The following is an 18,701-nucleotide window of genomic DNA, read 5'->3' as shown; positions in this document are numbered from 1 at the left end:
GCGCATGGAAGTAGATAAAGGCTTAAGCACTGACGATATCAAAAACAGTATCGAATCGGCTTCAGTCGGCACCGGCCTGAAAAACGTAGGCGAAATGCCTTTGTCCAAGCAGTTGGAACTGGAAACAGGCAAAAAGCAACGCTACTTGATGATCTATCAATACTGCAGCCCTTCCATTGCACGTCAGGCGGTTAATTTCAGCCCATACTTTGCAGCCTACCTGCCTTGCCGTATCGCCGTTGTCGAAGACAAGGAAGGCCGTTACTGGTTGTATGGCCTGAATATGGACATGTTCGTTCATGGTGGCAAAAATATGCCCGAGCCATTCAAGAGCAATGCTCAGCATGTACGCGACTCCATGCACAAGATGATGGAAGCCGGCGCGCACGGCGGTTTCTGATCCGACTTGGCCGGTGGCCTGCACCGGCCACCACGAGAAAACCCCGGTGTAATCCGGGGTTTTTTATTCTCTGCGGCTTGAACGGGGTTGAACACCCCAAATAAAAAACCACCCTAATCAGGGAGGTTTTCAGATTGAACCGGCACAAATCACCATTGCCTGATCGGGGCGCCTGCCAGATTTAACCGATGTTACCCCCCCGGATGCTTTCCAGATCTTGCATCGGCGAGCTGTTGCTACAGTAATCCCGCGAAAACTCAAGCAAATCTTCCATCGCCGGCAGACGGAACTTGTGCCGCTGACGGACAAAAGAAAAATCACGGAACAAACGAGGGCTCAGTGGCACGGCCTTGAGCAGACCGAGCTTGAGTTCTTTGGTAATGCCGGATGAGGACATGATCGACAGACCCATACCAGCTTGAACCGCCCCCTTGATCGCTTCCGGGCTACCCAGTTCCATACAGACATCCCAGCCATCTGAATAACCATGCTCAACCAGATAGTTCAGTACCATTTCCCGCGTACCCGACCCTTCTTCGCGGCAGATGAAGTCATAAGACATGAGCTGTTCAAGGGAAACCGACTCCAAACCAGCCAGTTTATGGTCCGGCGGAAGAATGACGACCAGCTCATCACGGCGACAGGTTTCAACCAGTAGGTTCTTGTTCCCCACCGTACCCTCCACAATCGCCAGATCAACCACATTATGCTCAACCATGGATACGACTGACTCGGTGTTACCCACTTTCAATCGCACGGCGAGGTCTCGATGCTTCAAGCGGAATTTACCCAACAGGGCGGGTAGCATGTTCTCAGCAACCGTCATACTCGCGCCGATATTCAGTGAACCGCCGACCTCACCCGTCATCTCTTTGACACGGCGATCCATCTCATCATAGAGCTCGAACATACGCTCGGAAATTTCGTACACCACATGACCTACATCCGTCAGCGTGACCCGGTTATGTGTCCGGTCAAACAGGCGTGTATCAAAATGCTCCTCTAACTGACGAACCTGAAACGTGACTGCAGGCTGGGTCATATGCAAGGCATCGGCCGCCTTGGTAAAACTCAACAAGCGGGCGACGGTGTTGAACACCTTAAGACGTCGATCTGCCATGAAGAAAACTCACCTTAGTTTTGTGAATACAGATAGTGTATCAAGCCTATTTATCATTTGCGACATTACTGCGTGAAACCAAGCGTTTTACTGCATTTGGCCCATAGGTATTCCCAAGTACGCAACGAAAAGACTAATGCTTATATTTTTCGCTAATTCTCCCACAATTTGCGTGCACACTCAGAGCTGTTGAACAATCGGTTCAAAACGTTATGCTTGCACTCTCACACATCAAAAGGACGCGATATTATGCGAGGCTCAAGGAAAATAGCATTGATTGCTTTAACAGCCGCTGCAACATTTATGTTTTCCGCAGCCAGTCAGGCTGATGGCTCTACCCAGATATATAAATGGGTCGACAAAAATGGTGAAACGCATTTCAGCCAGCTCCCTCCTAAACATGGTGAGGCCCAGATCATCAACCCGGACTACGCCAATCCAGACTCTAACGAAGATAGCATGGCGGCACCTGCAGAAAAAAACAAAGACGAAACCAAGAAACCCTTGGCACCAGACCAACCCGTTTTGGCAATAAATAAAAAAGAAGCAGCCAAAGCCTGCGAAGCGGCCAAAGCCCAGATCAAGATGCTGCAGAATACGCAAAACCAACTGATGACTCAGGATGCCGACGGCAAGTACCGCCCACTGACTTCAGAAGAAATTGCTGGCCGCCTGAAGCAGGCGCAGGATGTGGCCAACAAGGCCTGTGTCCAGTAATACCAGGCTGGCTCTTCCGGGCCGCTCCCCTTCCGTTCTCACAGCCGCTCAAAAACAGGGATAAATGGCATGAGCCCATGAGCGCACCGGCTTGGGCCTATTAGCCACCGGACGGGCGTGATCTCCACACGCGAACACGCTCGGCAATATTCGCCAAATCATGTCAAAATACTCCGTTTACAACCTACATAACGCCGAAGTCTCTCGCACCCGATAGGCACAAGCGGCACGCCCCCGAACCTTTTGAGACCAAGCCCACATGCGCAGTTCGCAATTCCCGCTAAACACCCTGAAAGAAACCCCGACCGAAGCCGAGATCGTCAGCCATCAATTGATGCTGCGCTCTGGCATGATCCGACGACTGTCCTCGGGGCTATACACTTGGAGCCCGCTTGGGCTGCGTGTCTTGCGCAAAGTGGAAGCGGTCGTTCGCGAGGAAATGGAGCGCATTGGCGCGCTGGAACTGCTGATGCCCGCCATTCAACCTGCCGAGCTGTGGCAGGAATCCGGCCGCTGGCAGAAATACGGACCGGAATTGCTGCGCGTCAAAGATCGCCATGATCGCGAGTTCTGCGTTGGCCCCACGCATGAAGAGGTCATCACCGACTACGCCCGTCGAGAGCTCAAAAGCTACCGTCAGCTTCCGATCTGCTACTACCAGATTCAAACCAAATTCCGCGATGAGATTCGTCCGCGCTTCGGTGTCATGCGTGCCCGCGAATTCATCATGAAGGATGCCTACTCGTTTCATGCCGATGTGGCATCACTGCGTGTCACCTACCAGGCCATGTATGACGCCTACTCACGCATTTTCACCCGCCTGGGTTTGAAATTCCGCGCGGTGGAAGCCGATACCGGCTCGATTGGCGGCAAAGGCTCCCAAGAGTTTCACGTTCTGGCCGATTCGGGCGAAGATGCCATTGCCTATGCGGTCAATGGCGATTACGCCGCCAACATCGAAATGGCGCCCACCTTCCCCGCAAAATCGGGCCGTGCCCTGGCTACAGCCAGTTTGACGCGTGTCGCCACACCCGGCGCCAAAACCATCGACGAAGTGGCCTCCTTCTTGGGCGTGCCCAGCAACCGGATTCTCAAAACCTTGCTTGTGCGTGGGCGAGAAACGCCTGTCGTAGCCGTTGTACTGCGCGGCGACCACGAATTGAACGACATCAAGGCAGCCAAGCATCCGCTGATCGCCGATCCGTTTGAGTTCATCCCGCCAGCGGAAGCGTTCACACACACGGGGGCGAACGTCGGTTCCATCGGCCCGATCGATTTGAAAATGCCCGTCATCGCCGACTTTGCGGCGGCTGACTGCGCGGATTTTGTCTGCGGCGCCAACGAAGATGGCTGGCATCTGACCGGCGTAAACTGGGGACGCGACCTGCCCGAGCCACAAACCGCTGATCTGCGCAATGCCGTCGAAGGCGATCCGGCACCCGATGGTCAGAGCGTTCTTGCCATCGCCCGAGGCATCGAAGTCGGTCATGTATTCCAGTTGGGCACCACCTACAGCGAGAAAATGCACTGCGAATTCCTGGACGAAGCGGGCAAACCCGCCACCGCCATCATGGGCTGCTACGGCATTGGTGTTTCCCGCATCGTGGCTGCCGCCATCGAACAGAATCACGATGAAAACGGCATTGTCTGGCCCGTCCCCCTTGCCCCATTCGAAATCGCCATCGTCCCCATCAACGGCCACCGCGCGCCCGCAGTTCAAGCCGAAGCCGAGCGGCTGGAGGCCGAACTCACCGCCCAAGGCTTCAGCGTGCTGCTCGAAGATCGCGGCCTGCGCCCCGGCGTTGCGTTTGCCGACATGGAACTCATCGGCATCCCCTTACGCATCGTGGTGAGCGAGCGCGGCCTTGCGGCGGGTGAATTTGAGACCCGCCTGCGGTGGGAAAGTGAGAATAAGAGCGTCCCCGCCGATCAGGTTCTCGACTGGGTCAGCCAGAACTTGAAATAAAATCTGTCGCCCCGACCCGGTTGCTGCAACGAAGCAACGGGACAGGTAGCAAGCACCGACCTGATATCTGGCATTGGCAGAGCCGCTCAAGCCACCAGCCAACACGTTCTTGCCGTTAAATTGGGTGTTACTGATGATGCGGCTTAATTCACTTTGCAGTTGACCAAATTCAGTCTGCAGGTTTTGCTGGCCAGTCGTGCTATTGGTGGCATTGGCAGATTGAACAGCCAGATCACGCATCCGTTGCAGGGTAGAAGTCAACGCACCCATTGCGCCTTCGGCGGTCTGCGCCATGGAAACACCATCCTGCGCGTTGCGCGCGGCCACGGTTGAACCGTTGATCTGGGTTGTCATCCGATCAGCAATCCCCAAGCCAGCCGCATCGTCCTTGGCGCTATTGATACGCAAACCGGTGGACAAGCGCAGCATTGCAGTCTGCATTGTATTCTCGGTCATTCGCAGGGTATTTTGGGATTGCAGTGAAAGAATGTTGGTATTGATTACGTTAGCCATGATCTTAATCCTCTCGTGGGTTTTTGCTTGGCAACATGCCAAAGAATTCGGACTGTGGTTGCTTTATCGGCGGCCTCGGAAAAAACTTTAGGGAAGCTCTGAATAATTCCATCCTGGAATTCTCAGAGCACGCAAAGCAAAAGATGTGACTTTTGCTTTGCTTCATTTTCAATCACATACGTGATTGAAAATGGCGGCACGTCCTTGTGCCGCGCGGAACCTCTGAATTATTCAGAGGTTCCTTAGAATTTTTCAAAAAAATTTTTCGACCCTTGATGTACCGGTTTCACATGCCATCAATTCGTCCGCAAACTGCTTATCGGCAATGGGGTGAGAAACTTGAGCCCCGATCCACAATCCAGGTCAGAAATCGTAGTGCTCAGAAATAGTTCGCATGAACATGACAGCTTCAAATGAAAACGGTATAACCCTAATAGCCAACCTTGATACGAAGGCATTGTTCTCGCAACCATCACCGAGCAAGGGATACGTAAACCCATGACCGCCCAGATTTATGTCTTAGAAATCACCCCGCGCCTGCCAGAACGCATCAAGCGTATGGATGATCTGGCCAATAATCTTTACTACAGCTGGACTCGATCCATACGGCACCTGTTCAGCCAGATTGACCCGGTGTGCTGGCAGCAGACCGATGACAATCCGAAACTGTTTCTGAAAAGGGTATCGCAGGCAAAAATGGACGCCGCGATGGCTGATCCGGTATTTCTGGCCGATTATGATGACGCTTGTCGGCATTTCGATGACTACCTTGCTCAGCCCATACCTGAGTCAATAGCTAAGAGCATTCAACCCAATGACCTGATCGCGTACTTCTGTGCCGAGTATGGCTTTCACGAATCACTGCCCATTTATTCCGGCGGGCTGGGGATTTTGGCGGGTGATCACTGCAAGGCGGCATCAGATATTGGCATCCCGTTTGTAGCGGTCGGCTTGTTGTACCGACAAGGCTATTTCAAGCAGACCATCGATGCCCAAGGCAACCAGATAGCCACCTATCAGGACATTGATTTCACCACACTACCCATCGCACCTGCCACCGACTCCAAAGGCAATGCCGTAACCATCAGCCTCAACTTTCCTGGCCGTGTTATCGAAGTCAAGGTCTGGCTTGCCATGATCGGGCGCATCCGCTTGTTTCTGCTGGATACGGACTTGCCCGGCAATTCGACTGATGACCGACAAATCACCTACCGGCTGTATGGTGGTGATCGCCGTACGCGAATCGAGCAGGAAATTGTACTGGGCATTGGCGGCGTACGTGCGTTGCGCGCACTCGGGTTGGCGCCCACTGCATGGCATATTAATGAAGGTCACGCGGCATTCCAGATTCTTGAGCGTCTGCGCGAACACGTGTCATCGGGCGAAACACAAACGGTTGCATTGGAAATGGTTGCCTCAACCACTGTGTTCACCACGCATACGCCCGTACCCGCTGGGCACGATGTGTTCACGGATGAACTGATAACAGAATATTTCAGTTCATTCTGGCCGGAGATCAACCTCGATCGGGAATCATTTCTCGCACTGGGTCATGAGCCCCAGGAACCGGGTTTCAACATGACCGCATTGGCACTGCATGGCTCGCGTCAGCACAATGGGGTTTCAGCCATTCACGGTCGAGTCGCGGCAGAAATGAGCCGTGATTTCTGGCCTGAAGTACCGGCCAGTGAAAACCCAGTCTCGCATGTTACCAATGGTGTTCATGTCGACACGTTTCTCGCTCGCGAACTTTCCCAGCTATTCAGCAGCCTGCATCGAGACTGGCGATGGAATATGCAGGACCCGGAATTCTGGCGATTTGTCGATGCCATCGCGGAAGATCGGTTCTGGTCGGTGCGTTGTTCACTCAAGGCCGAGCTGATCCGGGAAATCCGTCAGCGCCTCACCCAACAGCTCTCGCAAGACGGTCTGAGCGACATCCGAACAGAACGCACCTTACGGTATCTGGATCGCCCGGTGTCCGATGTTCTACTCGTCGGTTTTGCCCGTCGCTTTGCCACCTATAAACGAGCGAATCTGCTCTTCCGCGATCGTGCACGGTTGGCGGAACTGCTGGCTGACGAAGAGCGCCCAATCGTATTCGTATTCGCGGGCAAAGCTCATCCAGCAGACGAACCGGGCAAGGCTTTGATCCGGGAAATCTGGCAAATGGCCAATGAACCCGAATTCCAGGGTCGTATTTTGCTGTTGGAAGGCTACGACATGGCACTCGCGCGGAAACTGGTCACCGGCTGCGATGTATGGCTGAACAATCCCGAATATCCTCTTGAAGCATCGGGTACTTCGGGGCAGAAGGCGGGTTTGAACGGTATATTGAACCTGTCTGTGGCCGATGGCTGGTGGGGAGAGGGTTACAAAAAGGAAGGACAAATTGCGAATGGCTGGTCCATCAAACCCTATAACCGCAGCTTCAACCATGACTATTGCGACACGGAAGAAGCCAGCGATTTGCTGACGCTGCTGGAAAGTGAGGTCAAGCCGCTGTTTTATCGACGTGACCACAATGGCATGCCAAACGAGTGGATCAAATACGCCAAGATGGCCATCCGCACGATCCTGCCGCAATTCAACTCCGCCCGTATGGTTTGTGATTATCTTACCCAGCATTATTTACCCGCAACGGTTTACGGGCGTCGCTTGAGACAAAATAATGGTGCCGAAGCACTCTCCCTCGAAGACTTCAAACGCCGTGTTCGTGCCGCATGGCCAGACGTGACGGGAGCATTGGTTTCTGATGTTCCTGCACAAATACATAGCGGCGACACGCTCACCCTGAACGTTGCGGTCACACTCAATGGCCTGAATCCACAGGACATTGCCGTTGAGTGCCTGTTCGGACAGGATACGCCGAGCGGAGACTGGACAACTGTCGAGCGGTTCAGTACAACCGCCACCTTAACAGGCACCGAACCCACCACCCCGGCCGGGACGCAGGTATACAGCTTCATACTGAATATTCAACTCGTCGGTTTACAAAAATTCAGATTTCGGCTCGTTCCCAATCACAGCGCCCAACTTCACCCGTATGAGTTGGGTTTGATGAAGTGGATATAAGGGAGCACGAATGCCAAGAATTCTTAGGGAAGGTCTGCACAAATGCAGACATTCCCGTGCAGGGCATGGATGCCCTGCCACTGAATGACGCAAATCATTGATATGCAAAGCACAAGACGGGCGTGAACGCGTAGCTGGCGTAAGCCCACCGGCTTGTGAACGCGAAGCTGGCGCAAGCCCGTGTCTGCATGAAGCCATGGATGGATTCGTGCAGAGATTCCTTAAAGCACCGGTTACAAACCGGTAAACCCTCCCCCTGCCCCAATGCCATTAAGTCAGGCTCTACAACATAAGGAACTATCACAATGATCACCGCCAGGCCAGTTTGAAAACACTTATGCCCACAAACCAACAAGTTCATTCGCCTTGAATTTCGCCCCAAATACATTTCGTTTCATTCCACCCATCGCCCGCTTCCTTTTCGCTTCGGATAACAGCTTAATCTACTGTCTCAAATTCGGGTTCCACTATATCCGACAGGCTCCTGGCTTTCATACCTAACCAAAAAAACAGGATCGCGTGTTGACTTCAATTCAAATCTAATCATAATGCGAACGGTTCGCGTTTGCCTTTGGATACCTATTGAGGAAACTGATATGATTTTTGCAGCAAAACGTTCTTCACTGGCCGGTGTGGTTGCTCTGAGCCTAACGGGTGCTTTCGCACCACCTTTCATTGATCGCGCCGAGGCGGATGAGAACCTTCTGGGGTACACCACCGGGGCCGAGACGACACCAAAGGGAGGCAACGAACTGTATCTGTGGAACACGATTCACTCAGGCAAACGCCAAGGCAGCTATACCGCCGACTATTTCCGGCTGGAGTACGAACGTGGCCTCACGGACACCCTGTCCGGTTCAATTTATCTCAATGGCTATCGGCATAAATACAGTGGCAGTCCGGTACCTGGAGAAATAGATGGTTCATTAAGCCAAACCAAATTCAGCGGTTTCTCCGTCGAGCTCAAAAAGAATATCTTGTCGCCCTACAAGGATGATCTTGGTGTGGCCTTATATGGTGAGCTCACCTATGACACGGTCGACAGCATCACCGGTGCGGCCATTCGTGGCTGGGAGCTGGAGACCAAGGTCATTTTCCAAAAACCCTATCTCGATGGTCAGTTTCAGTGGCTGACCAATATCGAATTCGAGGCCGAAACAGCGAAGGATAATGAATCCGGCGCCGTTGAGAGTGCCATCGCGCCCAGGCTGCGCTCAGGTATCTCCTATCGTTTTATACCGAACTGGTACATCGGTGCGGAGGGTTGGGTGGATATGGAAATGCTCAATGCCGCAGCCGATCCGGCAGAACCGGGCAGTGGCGGCTGGGAGTTCGATCACTGGGATTTCTTCGCCGGACCCAGCATTCATTACGGCGGGAAGCGCTGGTGGGCCACCCTTACATGGGCGCATCAGTTCGCCGGTTCCAGTGAGGAATCTGGTGCGCAGAACCGGACCGATTTGCACTTAGCCGATCACGAACGTAACGAACTCCGCCTGAAAGTGGGTTACAACTTCTGAGGTTTACCATGCGCTATGCCCCCATCATCGCGCTGGCGCCGTTCATGGTGTCCGCGGTTCAAGCCAATCAATACTTCACAACCGAACAGGCACAAAAGGCATTGTTCCCTTCGGCAACTCAATTTCTTGCAACACCGGTCAAACTCAGCAGCGATCAACGATCGCAGATAGAAGAACTGAGCGATGTGCGCCAGCGCTGGAAGGAGCAACCCGTCTGGCGCGCAGAAAAAGATGGCGCATTTCAGGGTTGGTATATCGAGGATCGTGTGATCGGTAAACACGAATTCATTCGTTATGCCGTCGCGCTCTCGCCGGAAGGCCGTGTTTTGGGTATCGAGATCATGGAATACCTCGAAACCTACGGTGATCAAGTCCGGCAGGCCGACTGGCGCGGTCAGTTTCTGGGGCGGACCACCCAAAGTGGCTTCAAACTCGGCGAGGATATTCGCAACATCAGCGGCGCGACGCTCTCCTGCCGCAATGTCACCAATGGGGTCAAGCGTCTGTTGGCGTTGCAACAAGTGGCGCTGACCACACCTGATTCGAGATCGAAGCCAAAATGAGTCCGAGCGGCACACCACCGATTCAACGCATGCGCCCGGCTCTGGGTACCTTTGTCGAGATTTCGGCAGCGGGCCGACCACCGGATCAGCTCACAGCGGCCATTGATCGGGCGTTCGCCGACATCGAGCACGTGGAACAATTGATGAGTTTTCATCGGCCTGAGAGTGATATCGGTCGAATCAACCGCAGTCACGGTGCGATTGAGATTCATCCCTGGACTGCCCACGTGCTGCGTCTGGCGTTGCGATTGGCGCAAACCAGCGCGCATCGATTCAATCCCACCGTAGGCGGTGAACTGGTTGCGCGCGGACGACTCCCTGATCCGGCGACACCGTTCATACCAACGGGCCACGCCGACGACATCCGGCTTGAGGGCACGCGCCTGCAACGCCTTCGCCCCGTGCTGATTACGCTCGATGGCATTGCCAAGGGCTGGGCGGTTGACCGCGCCATTGCTCGCTTGAGAGCCTGTGGCGTGACGGATGCCGTTGTCAATGCCGGCGGCGACTGGCGCTGCTTCGGCACACCCCGGGTGATTCGACTTGACTCGAACGCCGGTTGCATCGCCTTGGGTCAACTGACGAACGGTGCCTGCGCCACTTCAGCAGCGGGCCGAAACGCACAGGACTTTCCCGCTCAATTGATCGCGGGAAGCGAGCCCGTTCGCTACGGGCAATGGACTGTGATCGCCCGATATGCCTGGCTGGCGGATGCGTTGACCAAAGTCGCCGCTGCCACCGCAAACGACGAGGCGCCCGAAGTTATCCGGCGGCTCGGCGGTCAGCTGCTCGAACCGATCGCCCCGCGCCAACCCATCCTTTTGGACGATATCTGAGTCATGCTGCCTAAATTCAAACAACAAGGCTACCCGGCCCCGTTTGCGCCCTTACTGATGGCTGGCCTGGCCCTGGTGCTCGCAACCGGACTGGCACTGGTGCCGTTGTTGCTGGTCTTTCAATGGGATTGGTGGGACTTTCCCTGGAAGCCCTCCGGCTTGACCCGCATCGTGCTTACCGCAAGCCATGTATTCAGTGGTTTTCTGGTGCTGGCGTTGATCGGTGCGGTTTGGACGGTGCACGCACGCGCCGGATGGCTGAGGCAAGAGCGTCATATCTCCGGCACCGGATTGCTGCTGACCGTTGGGATACTCACGATCACGGCCCCGCTCCTGCTCTACGTCAGCCATGAAAACAGTCTCACATGGATTGCCACCGCGCATGCTGCGTTCGGCGGTCTGCTCCCCCTGATCCTGCTGGGTCATGTCCTATGGAGAAGAAAACGTTGATCTGGCTTTTGAGGTGACAGGATCGTAATCACAGACGAGATCAGCCTGCCGCCTCCGGCTTGCAGCCCAAATTCTGGACATAGACCGGCGGTGCTTTGCCCGATTTATCTTCACCGAAGTAAATGGTGGTGTGCGGAAAGGGAATTTCAATGCCCGCCGCATCAAAATGCATTTTGACGAGGCGGTTATATGCTCTACCAACAGCCCATTGTTCGCCCGGAGCTGTTTTGATCTGAACGCGGATATTCACCGAACTGGCGCCCAGTTCCGTGACACCCGGAATGCGTATCGGCTCAAGAATTTTGCCCAGCATCGCGGGGTCCGACTTGAGCTCATCAAATGCCGCTTCCAGATGTGCGATGGCATCGTCGATATTTTCACGATAGGCAATGCCATATTCTGCCTTGTGATAGGCGTAGCCCCGCATGTAGTTGGAAACCACCTCCACGGCCGAGAACGGCACGATGTGGTAGGTGCCATTAAGATCACGCAGACCGACCGAGCGGATCGACAACCGCTCGGCCGTTCCGGTAATTCCGCCGACGGTAATCGTATCGCCGGTATTGATGGCGTTTTCGAGCTGGATGAATACGCCCGTGATGACATCCTGCACCAGTTTCTGGGCACCAAAACCGATGGCGAGACCCAAGACACCCGCGCCCGCCAGTAAGGGGCCGATGTTCACACCCAATTCCGACAGCACCATCATGACAGCCATGGTCAACAGGGCGATGGCTACCACATTGCGGAACAGGGCGAGCAGGGTCTGCATCCGGGCAGATGGCATGTGGTCGCTCACACCATTGAGCTTGATTTCGATCAGACTGGCCGTCACCAACCATGCGAGCAAGGTACCGAGCAGAATGAAAGCCACATCGAAAACCGTGCTGAGGAACTGTTGTCCAGGATTTGTTCCCAACCAGTTGAATATGTTCGTGACATGCCATACCGAGAGTATCAGAGCGATGGTCATCAACAGAATGACCAACCGGATGGCTCGAACCAGCCAAGGCAGATAGATATTGAGGCGCCGTTCGAGTAACGGAACCTTCTTGCGATGCCTGTCCTTGAGCCGCACCTCACCGCCGAGCAGCTGCACCACGATCCCGGAAAGCAGTAGAGCGCCGATAATCACCAGTGCGGTATAGCCTGTCGCGCGAGCGATAAAGGGCAGGGCATCGGTCGGACGCGTCAATCCAACCAGAAATACCATGCAGATATATAAAGTGGCAAGCAGGTGCCAGCTATGTGCCAGGGCGCTCAACAGCCAGGAAACCATCCCAATGGGGTGCCTCTGGGCTATTGTCAACAGGGCTGCACGCAGGGCTCGACGCTGACAGAACACTGTGTGGAGCGCATAGATCAAACCAGCCAAGGCCAGCGCCCAAACCACGAACTGCGCCGTGTCGCCTCCCCAAGCACGCCTCACGACGGGCACCAGCCACATCAAGCCGTAACCGAGAAAACGAATCAAGCGCGAACTGCGCCGCATCCAGAAGCGTGCCTGATCTGATTTGATAGGGAACAAGCCCAAGTTGTCGTATGAAGGCGTCAGCACCAGTGCGATGATCAGCCGGACAAACTCAAGGCTGATGAATGCATTGAGGAATAAGGTTTGTTGCCACAAGAAATCCTCGCTATCCCCCGCCAGGGTCGCAGACAGGAAATTCCCCATAAAAAAGATCAGGCCCAGAACCAGCAAGCCGATGCCACCAATCAGGCTCAGGGATAAGGAAAGCCGCAGCAGATGCTGCCGCGGGCTGGCCACGGCCGCCCAGCGGTCCAAACGCGAGAGCACCGGCCGGATTAATCGGCCATACATCAGCCACGAACCGTAGGCGAACAGGAACAATACCGCAAGACGCCAGGCTTGGTCTCCCATCCGTAACCAGTCCCAGGAGGCAGGGTCCATGTGAAGCAAATGATTCAGTTGTATCCATGCCTTGATTGCCCCTTGGTGAATGGCATGAAACACACCCAGGGTATCGACCGCCATGTCACTGGCCAGCGCGAACCCGGCATGAGATTTTTGTGCTGTTTCGCCTGAAGCTCCGCCAGCACCCCCACCAGGAGACTCGGCCGCAAGTCGTTGCAACTCCTTGATCAGAACCGCTCTGGATTTGGGATCTTCCAGCAAGGCTGCAAGGGCCGCGTAATCGGGAGCCGCATTGACCTGCTGCGCCTTGGATTGCGCACCCGCACCTGTCACCTGTGCGGGTGCGGCCAAGGCCGCCTTCATGAAGCCGATAAGCGCCGCCAGCATCAGGCCCAGCATCACCAATCGTCGTCCTTCAAAAATGAATCGCATGACCTCTCCTGTTTCGTTCTTCGGCGCCATGATCCGCCAGCACATTTATGTTTCGCTTTCTGATGTGGCACCTTCGTGCAACCAGGCATGAATGCCATCGGCCAAAGACACCGAAATACCCGGCACCTTGGCCAACTCCGCAGCGCTGGCGTTGCGCAAACCGCGCATGCCACCGAAGTGCTTGAGCAGAGCCTGCCGACGCTTCGCACCCACGCCGGGAATCTTTTCCAGATCCGATTGAGTGCGTGCTTTCTGGCGCCGTGCCCGATGGCCGGTAATGGCGAATCGATGCGCTTCATCGCGCACCTGCTGAATCAGGTGCAGCGCCGGATCGTGCGGGTCGAGCCGTGTTTCCTCACCACCCTGCCCGGTCGATGTCTTGGGTCGGATCAGTCGTTCCTCACCCGCGCGGCGTTCAACCCCTTTGGCCACACCGAGGATGTAAACCGAATCGATGCCCAGTTCTGTGAGCACATCCTGTGCCTGCGCCACCTGCCCGGCTCCCCCATCGATCAGCAGAACATCCGGCAGGATACCGCCCTCGCGCTGAGCACGAGCGAACCGGCGCGTCAGCGCCTGATGCATGGCGGCATAGTCGTCGCCGGGCGTAATGCCCTCGATCGAGTAGCGACGATACTGATCTTTCTGCGCGCCTTCCACCCCGAAAACCACACAAGACGCCACGGTTAATTCCCCTTGTGTGTGGGAAATATCAAAGCATTCAATGCGTTGAATCTGGCTCAACCCCGTCACAGTGCGCAAGGCGGCGAACCGTGTCTCAAGGCCAATACGGCTGGCCAGGCGCTCTTGGGCTGCCAGACTTGCATTTTCTGCCGTTTGATCCAGCCACTCCCGGGCCTTGCCGCGCTGCGGCGTTGTGAAGCTGACGCGGCGCCCGGTTTGCGCACCCACGGCATTGGACAGGCCATCGGACAAGAACGCGACATCCTGCGGCAGGGGGAAACATAAAACGCGCGCGGGTGCCTCGCGTTCGGCGTAATACTGGCTGATGAAACCGGCCATGGTTTCCGCCGGTTCCGTATCCGCCGGGACTTGGGGGAAATAGCTGCGCGTACCAAGGTGGCGGCCATCGCGAATGGTCGATACCGCCACGACCGTCAGGTTCATCAGCGTGATCAGGGCAATCACGTCAGCATCACCATTCACGCCCGTGATCGATTGCTGTTGGGCTACCACACGAAGCTGGCTGATCTGGTCGCGCAATTGCGCTGCCTGTTCGAAGTCGAGCGCGGCGGCGGCCTGCTCCATGCGTTCGGCCAGTTGTTCGGTCAGGATCTGGCTGCGACCGCTCAGGAAGGCCATGGTATCGTCGACGTCCTGCCGATAAGCCTCCGGGCTGATATAGCCGACACATGGCGCCTTGCACCGCCCGATCTGATATTGCAGGCAAGGGCGACTGCGATTGCGAAACACGCTGTCTTCACATTGACGCACCTTGAAAACCTTTTCGAGCAGATTCAGCGTCTCACGCACCGCACTGGGCGCACTGTACGGCCCGAAATAGCGCCCCTGCCGCTTGCGGGCTCCCCGGTGGTAGGCGAGCCGCGGATATTCCTGATCGGTGGAAACATAAATCCAGGGGTAGCTTTTGTCGTCGCGCAGCAGAATGTTGTATCGGGGGCGATGGGCCTTGATGAGATTGCTTTCCAGCAACAGCGCTTCGGCTTCGGTCTGGGTGGCAGTGATTTCGATCTGGACGATCTGGCGCACCAAAGCCTGCGTTTTAATGGCCTGCTGACCACGAAAGTAGCTCGACAGGCGCGCCTTGAGATTCCGCGCCTTGCCGATATAGAGAATCACATCATCATCACCGTACATCCGGTAGATACCGGGGCGTTCGGTCACCGATTTCAAAAAACTCGCCGCATCGAAAACCGATGACGCCTCTGCGTCGGGCGGGGAAACAGGCTGGGCGGCAGGCTGGTCGATCATTCGTTGATCACGACCCGCCCGGATTTCACGGCCAAGCGCAATAACTCGATGTCGTTGTTGACGCCGAGTTTCTCCTGCAAGCGCACTTTGTAGGTACTGACTGTCTTGGGGCTCACGCACAGCGCATCGGAGATGAACTGATTGGATTTTCCTTCCAAAATCATCATCAGCACCTGCTGTTCCCGTCCCGAAAGGGTTTCGAAGGGGTCTGAGGTTTTGCGCATGGATTGCAGGGCGATTTCCTGCGCGATGCGCGATGAGATGAAACGGATTTTATGACTGGCGTTTTCGATGGCGGTGATCAGCTCCTGCGGCGGCGCGTCTTTCGTCACATAACCATGTACACCAGCCTCCAGAACCGAGCGCGCCAAGGCCGCATCCGCTTCCGCCGTTACCGCAATCAAACCGATCTCGGGATAGCGGGCCTGTATCCGCCGGATGGCTTCCAACCCGCCCATGCCGGGCATGTGTATGTCACAAAGCACGACATCGACAGATTCGGTTTTAAGCAGCGCCAACGCCGCTTCGCCACTATCCGCTTCAGATGTCACAGCAATGCCCTGCTCGCTCCCAATCAAATGAGCCAGCGCCTTGCGCACCATGGTGTGATCATCTACGAGCATCACACGAATCATGTTTCCACTCCCGATCGCGATGCCGATACATAACACATGGATTTAGTAGCTCCCGAACACCCTTGCGTAATCACCATTGTGCAAAGGGATTCCGAACCAGCGACACATTATAGTAACGAGGGTCTTCGGTCACTTCTTCCCCGACCCAATCGGGCCTATGGAACGTCTGATCCACAGAGTTCAGTTCCACTTCAGCCACCACAAGGCCCTGATTGGCTCCGAGAAACTCATCGATTTCCCAGAGCAGGCCGGCAAAATGCACGTGATGGCGGATTTTCTCAATCACGGCACCCGAACACAAATAGGCCAACATATGCTCGGCATCCTCATTAGGAATCGGATACTCGAACTCGTCGCGCGACATGCCCAATCTCATGCTCTTGATATTGAGATAAGCCTGATCGCCGCCAATTCGCACTCGCACCGACGCCTTGGCGCCATCGGTCAGGGTGGTCAAATAACCTTGACTCAAACGACGACTGGATGTCGCCGCCGCACGCCAGGTGTCATCCTTGAGCAAAAACTTGCGTTCGATTTCCAGTGCCATCGTTGAACCTCTCGGATGAACTTAAAATCGGATCAGCGCCGAACCCCAGGTAAACCCGCCACCAAATGCTTCGAGCAGAATGATATCGCCCCGCTTGATGCGCCCATCGCGCACGGCGGTATCCAGTGCCAGAGGCACCGAAGCTGCCGAGGTATTACCGTGTTTGTTGACCGTGACCACCACGCGCTCCATCGGCAAATCGAGCTTGCGTGCCGTCGCCTGGATGATTCGGATGTTGGCCTGATGAGGAACCAGCCAATCGATGTCGGCATTGGTCATCCCGGCAGCATCCAAGGTCTCATCGACGATACGACCGAGCGTATTCACTGCGATCTTGAACACCTCGTTGCCACGCATTTCAATGAACGCCGTGCCGTCGGCCAGCATCTGTGGGTCAACATCCGGCCCCGGCTTGACGGTTGTCAGAAGCGATTCATAAGCCCCATCCGCATGAATGTGGGTACTGATGATTCCGGGTTCTTCGCTGGCTTCGAGCACGACCGCACCGGCACCATCGGCAAACAGCACGCAAGTACCGCGATCCTGCCAGTTGACGATTCGAGACAGGGTTTCCGCCCCGATGACCAGCGCGCAATGGGCCGCGCCAGTATTGATGAATTTCTCTGCCACGCTCAACGCATAAACGAAGCCCGTGCAGACCGCCTGAATATCGAAGGCAGGCGAGCCGTGGATGCCCAGCTTTTGCTGCAGCAGGCAGGCTGTTGAAGGAAACACACGATCAGGCGTCGTGGTCGCCACGATCAGTAGGTCGACATCCGACGGGGTTCTGCCGGCTGCTTCCAAAGCACGGCGCGCCGCCGGTTCGGCCAGATCAGAAGTGAGTTGTCCTTTCTCGGCGATATGACGTTGCTCAATACCCGTCCGTTCCCGAATCCAGGTATCCGAGGTTTCCACCATCTTTTCCAGATCCTGATTTGTCAGGATCCGTTCAGGAAGGTAACTCCCGGTACCGGTGATACGTGCATGAATCATGCTGTTTCCTTTTCATTCAATAACTGACCCAGCCGCTGGTCGATGCGGCGCGGTACGTCTTTTTCGATCTCGCGCAGCGCCACGCCCAGTGCACTGGAGAACGCCGCCACATCGGCGCCGCCATGACTTTTGATCACAATACCCTGCAGCCCCAGAAAACTGGCGCCATTGTAGCGGCCGGGATCGAGTCTGTTCTTCAAACGTTTGAGTACGGGTAGTGCAAATGCTGCGGCCAGCTTGGACATTAGACTACGACCGAACTCTTCGCGCAGAAACTGGGTGATCATCTTGGCCAGTCCTTCACTGGTCTTGAGGGCGACATTGCCCACGAAACCATCGCAAACCACGACGTCCACATCACCTTTATAGATGTCGTCCCCTTCGACAAACCCGATATAGTTGATCGGCCCGTTTTCCAGCAGTGCCGAGGCGGCCTTGACGGTATCGTTGCCCTTGATGGACTCGGCACCGACATTGAGCAGGCCGACTCTGGGAGCGGGATTATCGTCATAAGCTTCCACCAGCACCGAACCCATTACGGCAAACTGGAACAGATGGTCGGCATTACATTCGACATTCGCTCCCAGATCCAGCACATGGGTATGCCCGCCCTTGCGACTCGGCAAAGCCGTGCAGATGGCCGGACGCTCGATACCGGGCAGGGTCTTGAGGACGAATTTAGCCGTAGCCATCAGCGCGCCGGTATTGCCCGCGCTCACGGCCGCCTGGGCCGATCCATTGCGCACGCAGTCGATCGCAATTCGCATGGATGATTTTTTCTTTGTACGCAATGCCACAGCGGGCGATTCCGCCATCTCAACGACTTCCGGCGCGTGGACAATTTCCACCTTTTCGCCTTCGACCAGCCCATGAGCGCTCATCTGGGCACGTAACAGCGTCTCATCCCCGACCAACAGCACGGTGACGTTGGGATGTGTCTTGAGGAATTGCGCCGCTGCCGCCAGCGTAACGACGGGGCCGTGATCGCCGCCCATCACATCAATCGCAATTTTTACCTTCATGAAAAATATTCAGCCTCACCAAATCTTGACTCAAAAAACAAACCCAAGACCAATCCGATGCGAACGAATTCACATCAGGTTGA

At 55.5% G+C, this 18,701-nt stretch carries 15 protein-coding genes and 1 pseudogene; 8 read left to right on the top strand and 8 right to left on the bottom strand.

Annotated elements, in window-relative coordinates:
* The coding region (locus M7R55_RS09990) for a DUF302 domain-containing protein (protein WP_298220266.1) at nt 1-400 on the top strand (400 nt) is incomplete at its 5' end.
* Between the two features lie 181 nt (nt 401-581).
* Here the strand turns inward: M7R55_RS09990 and M7R55_RS09985 are convergent.
* Nucleotides 582-1,520 (bottom strand): LysR family transcriptional regulator, encoded by a 939-nt coding sequence (locus M7R55_RS09985; protein WP_298220265.1) that lies wholly within the window; start codon nt 1,518-1,520, stop codon nt 582-584.
* Between the two features lie 273 nt (nt 1,521-1,793).
* On the opposite strand from M7R55_RS09985, the gene M7R55_RS09980 reads away from it, so the two are divergent.
* Entirely contained in the window at nt 1,794-2,237 is a 444-nt protein-coding gene (locus M7R55_RS09980) for a DUF4124 domain-containing protein (protein ID WP_298220264.1), read from the top strand.
* Nucleotides 2,238-2,496: 259 nt separating this feature from the next.
* The gene (locus M7R55_RS09975; RefSeq protein ID WP_298220263.1) at nt 2,497-4,203 is read left to right on the top strand and encodes a proline--tRNA ligase; all 1,707 of its coding nucleotides are present in this window, start codon (nt 2,497-2,499) and stop codon (nt 4,201-4,203) included.
* Between the two features lie 105 nt (nt 4,204-4,308).
* Here the strand turns inward: M7R55_RS09975 and M7R55_RS09970 are convergent.
* Nucleotides 4,309-4,716, bottom strand: a pseudogene (locus tag M7R55_RS09970) (flagellin FliC); the annotation flags it as partial.
* A 498-nt stretch (nt 4,717-5,214) separates the two neighbouring features.
* Here M7R55_RS09970 and glgP point away from each other — a divergent pair.
* From glgP to M7R55_RS09945, 5 genes are all read left to right on the top strand, one after another.
* Nucleotides 5,215-7,791 carry an alpha-glucan family phosphorylase gene (gene glgP, locus M7R55_RS09965; RefSeq protein WP_298220262.1) on the top strand — a complete coding sequence of 859 codons (2,577 nt, stop codon included), beginning with the start codon at nt 5,215-5,217 and terminating at the stop codon, nt 7,789-7,791.
* Nucleotides 7,792-8,387: 596 nt separating this feature from the next.
* The gene (locus tag M7R55_RS09960) at nt 8,388-9,311 is read left to right on the top strand and encodes a DUF6662 family protein (protein ID WP_298220261.1); all 924 of its coding nucleotides are present in this window, start codon (nt 8,388-8,390) and stop codon (nt 9,309-9,311) included.
* Between the two features lie 8 nt (nt 9,312-9,319).
* Nucleotides 9,320-9,874, top strand: coding sequence for an FMN-binding protein (locus tag M7R55_RS09955; protein ID WP_298220260.1), 555 nt, complete (start codon nt 9,320-9,322; stop codon nt 9,872-9,874).
* Nucleotides 9,871-10,710, top strand: coding sequence for an FAD:protein FMN transferase (locus M7R55_RS09950; RefSeq protein WP_298220259.1), 840 nt, complete (start codon nt 9,871-9,873; stop codon nt 10,708-10,710). Before M7R55_RS09955 ends, M7R55_RS09950 begins: the two co-directional genes overlap by 4 nt.
* Nucleotides 10,711-10,713: 3 nt before the next feature.
* Nucleotides 10,714-11,160, top strand: a complete 447-nt coding sequence (locus M7R55_RS09945; RefSeq protein ID WP_298220258.1) for a hypothetical protein — start codon at nt 10,714-10,716, stop codon at nt 11,158-11,160.
* Nucleotides 11,161-11,200: 40 nt separating this feature from the next.
* Here the strand turns inward: M7R55_RS09945 and M7R55_RS09940 are convergent, their stop codons facing one another.
* The 6 genes from M7R55_RS09940 to plsX all read right to left on the bottom strand — a co-directional run bounded on the left by M7R55_RS09940 (nt 11,201) and on the right by plsX (nt 18,618).
* Nucleotides 11,201-13,468, bottom strand: a complete 2,268-nt coding sequence (locus M7R55_RS09940; protein ID WP_298220257.1) for a mechanosensitive ion channel domain-containing protein — start codon at nt 13,466-13,468, stop codon at nt 11,201-11,203.
* 45 nt (nt 13,469-13,513) lie between these two features.
* A complete protein-coding gene (uvrC, locus tag M7R55_RS09935) occupies nt 13,514-15,421 on the bottom strand; it encodes an excinuclease ABC subunit UvrC (RefSeq protein WP_298220256.1) in 1,908 nt (635 codons plus the stop codon).
* A complete protein-coding gene (locus M7R55_RS09930; RefSeq protein WP_298220255.1) occupies nt 15,418-16,056 on the bottom strand; it encodes a response regulator in 639 nt (212 codons plus the stop codon). The genes uvrC and M7R55_RS09930 overlap by 4 nt, the downstream gene beginning before the upstream one ends.
* A gap of 70 nt (nt 16,057-16,126) precedes the next feature.
* Entirely contained in the window at nt 16,127-16,603 is a 477-nt protein-coding gene (locus tag M7R55_RS09925; RefSeq protein WP_298220254.1) for a CYTH domain-containing protein, read from the bottom strand.
* A 21-nt stretch (nt 16,604-16,624) separates the two neighbouring features.
* A complete protein-coding gene (locus M7R55_RS09920; RefSeq protein ID WP_298220253.1) occupies nt 16,625-17,596 on the bottom strand; it encodes a beta-ketoacyl-ACP synthase III in 972 nt (323 codons plus the stop codon).
* The gene (gene plsX, locus M7R55_RS09915) at nt 17,593-18,618 is read right to left on the bottom strand and encodes a phosphate acyltransferase PlsX (protein WP_298220252.1); all 1,026 of its coding nucleotides are present in this window, start codon (nt 18,616-18,618) and stop codon (nt 17,593-17,595) included. Before plsX ends, M7R55_RS09920 begins: the two co-directional genes overlap by 4 nt.
* Nucleotides 18,619-18,701: the final 83 nt, after the last annotated feature.

The sequence above is a fragment of the Halothiobacillus sp. genome, assembly GCF_027346185.1.
Classification (GTDB): domain Bacteria; phylum Pseudomonadota; class Gammaproteobacteria; order Halothiobacillales; family Halothiobacillaceae; genus Halothiobacillus.
The sequence above is the reverse complement of the archived record's forward strand: the minus strand, read 5'-3'. Positions and strand labels throughout refer to the sequence as shown.

What these genes read in the sequence shown, in the direction of transcription:
- M7R55_RS09955 (WP_298220260.1), top strand. Translation starts at nt 9,320, where the DNA reads ATGCGCTATGCCCCCATCATCGCGCTGGCGCCGTTCATGGTGTCCGCG.
- uvrC (WP_298220256.1), bottom strand. Translation starts at nt 15,421, where the DNA reads ATGATCGACCAGCCTGCCGCCCAGCCTGTTTCCCCGCCCGACGCAGAG.
- M7R55_RS09985 (WP_298220265.1), bottom strand. Translation starts at nt 1,520, where the DNA reads ATGGCAGATCGACGTCTTAAGGTGTTCAACACCGTCGCCCGCTTGTTG.
- M7R55_RS09940 (WP_298220257.1), bottom strand. Translation starts at nt 13,468, where the DNA reads ATGCGATTCATTTTTGAAGGACGACGATTGGTGATGCTGGGCCTGATG.
- glgP (WP_298220262.1), top strand. Translation starts at nt 5,215, where the DNA reads ATGACCGCCCAGATTTATGTCTTAGAAATCACCCCGCGCCTGCCAGAA.
- M7R55_RS09975 (WP_298220263.1), top strand. Translation starts at nt 2,497, where the DNA reads ATGCGCAGTTCGCAATTCCCGCTAAACACCCTGAAAGAAACCCCGACC.
- M7R55_RS09930 (WP_298220255.1), bottom strand. Translation starts at nt 16,056, where the DNA reads ATGATTCGTGTGATGCTCGTAGATGATCACACCATGGTGCGCAAGGCG.
- plsX (WP_298220252.1), bottom strand. Translation starts at nt 18,618, where the DNA reads ATGAAGGTAAAAATTGCGATTGATGTGATGGGCGGCGATCACGGCCCC.
- M7R55_RS09920 (WP_298220253.1), bottom strand. Translation starts at nt 17,596, where the DNA reads ATGATTCATGCACGTATCACCGGTACCGGGAGTTACCTTCCTGAACGG.
- M7R55_RS09950 (WP_298220259.1), top strand. Translation starts at nt 9,871, where the DNA reads ATGAGTCCGAGCGGCACACCACCGATTCAACGCATGCGCCCGGCTCTG.
- M7R55_RS09960 (WP_298220261.1), top strand. Translation starts at nt 8,388, where the DNA reads ATGATTTTTGCAGCAAAACGTTCTTCACTGGCCGGTGTGGTTGCTCTG.
- M7R55_RS09925 (WP_298220254.1), bottom strand. Translation starts at nt 16,603, where the DNA reads ATGGCACTGGAAATCGAACGCAAGTTTTTGCTCAAGGATGACACCTGG.
- M7R55_RS09945 (WP_298220258.1), top strand. Translation starts at nt 10,714, where the DNA reads ATGCTGCCTAAATTCAAACAACAAGGCTACCCGGCCCCGTTTGCGCCC.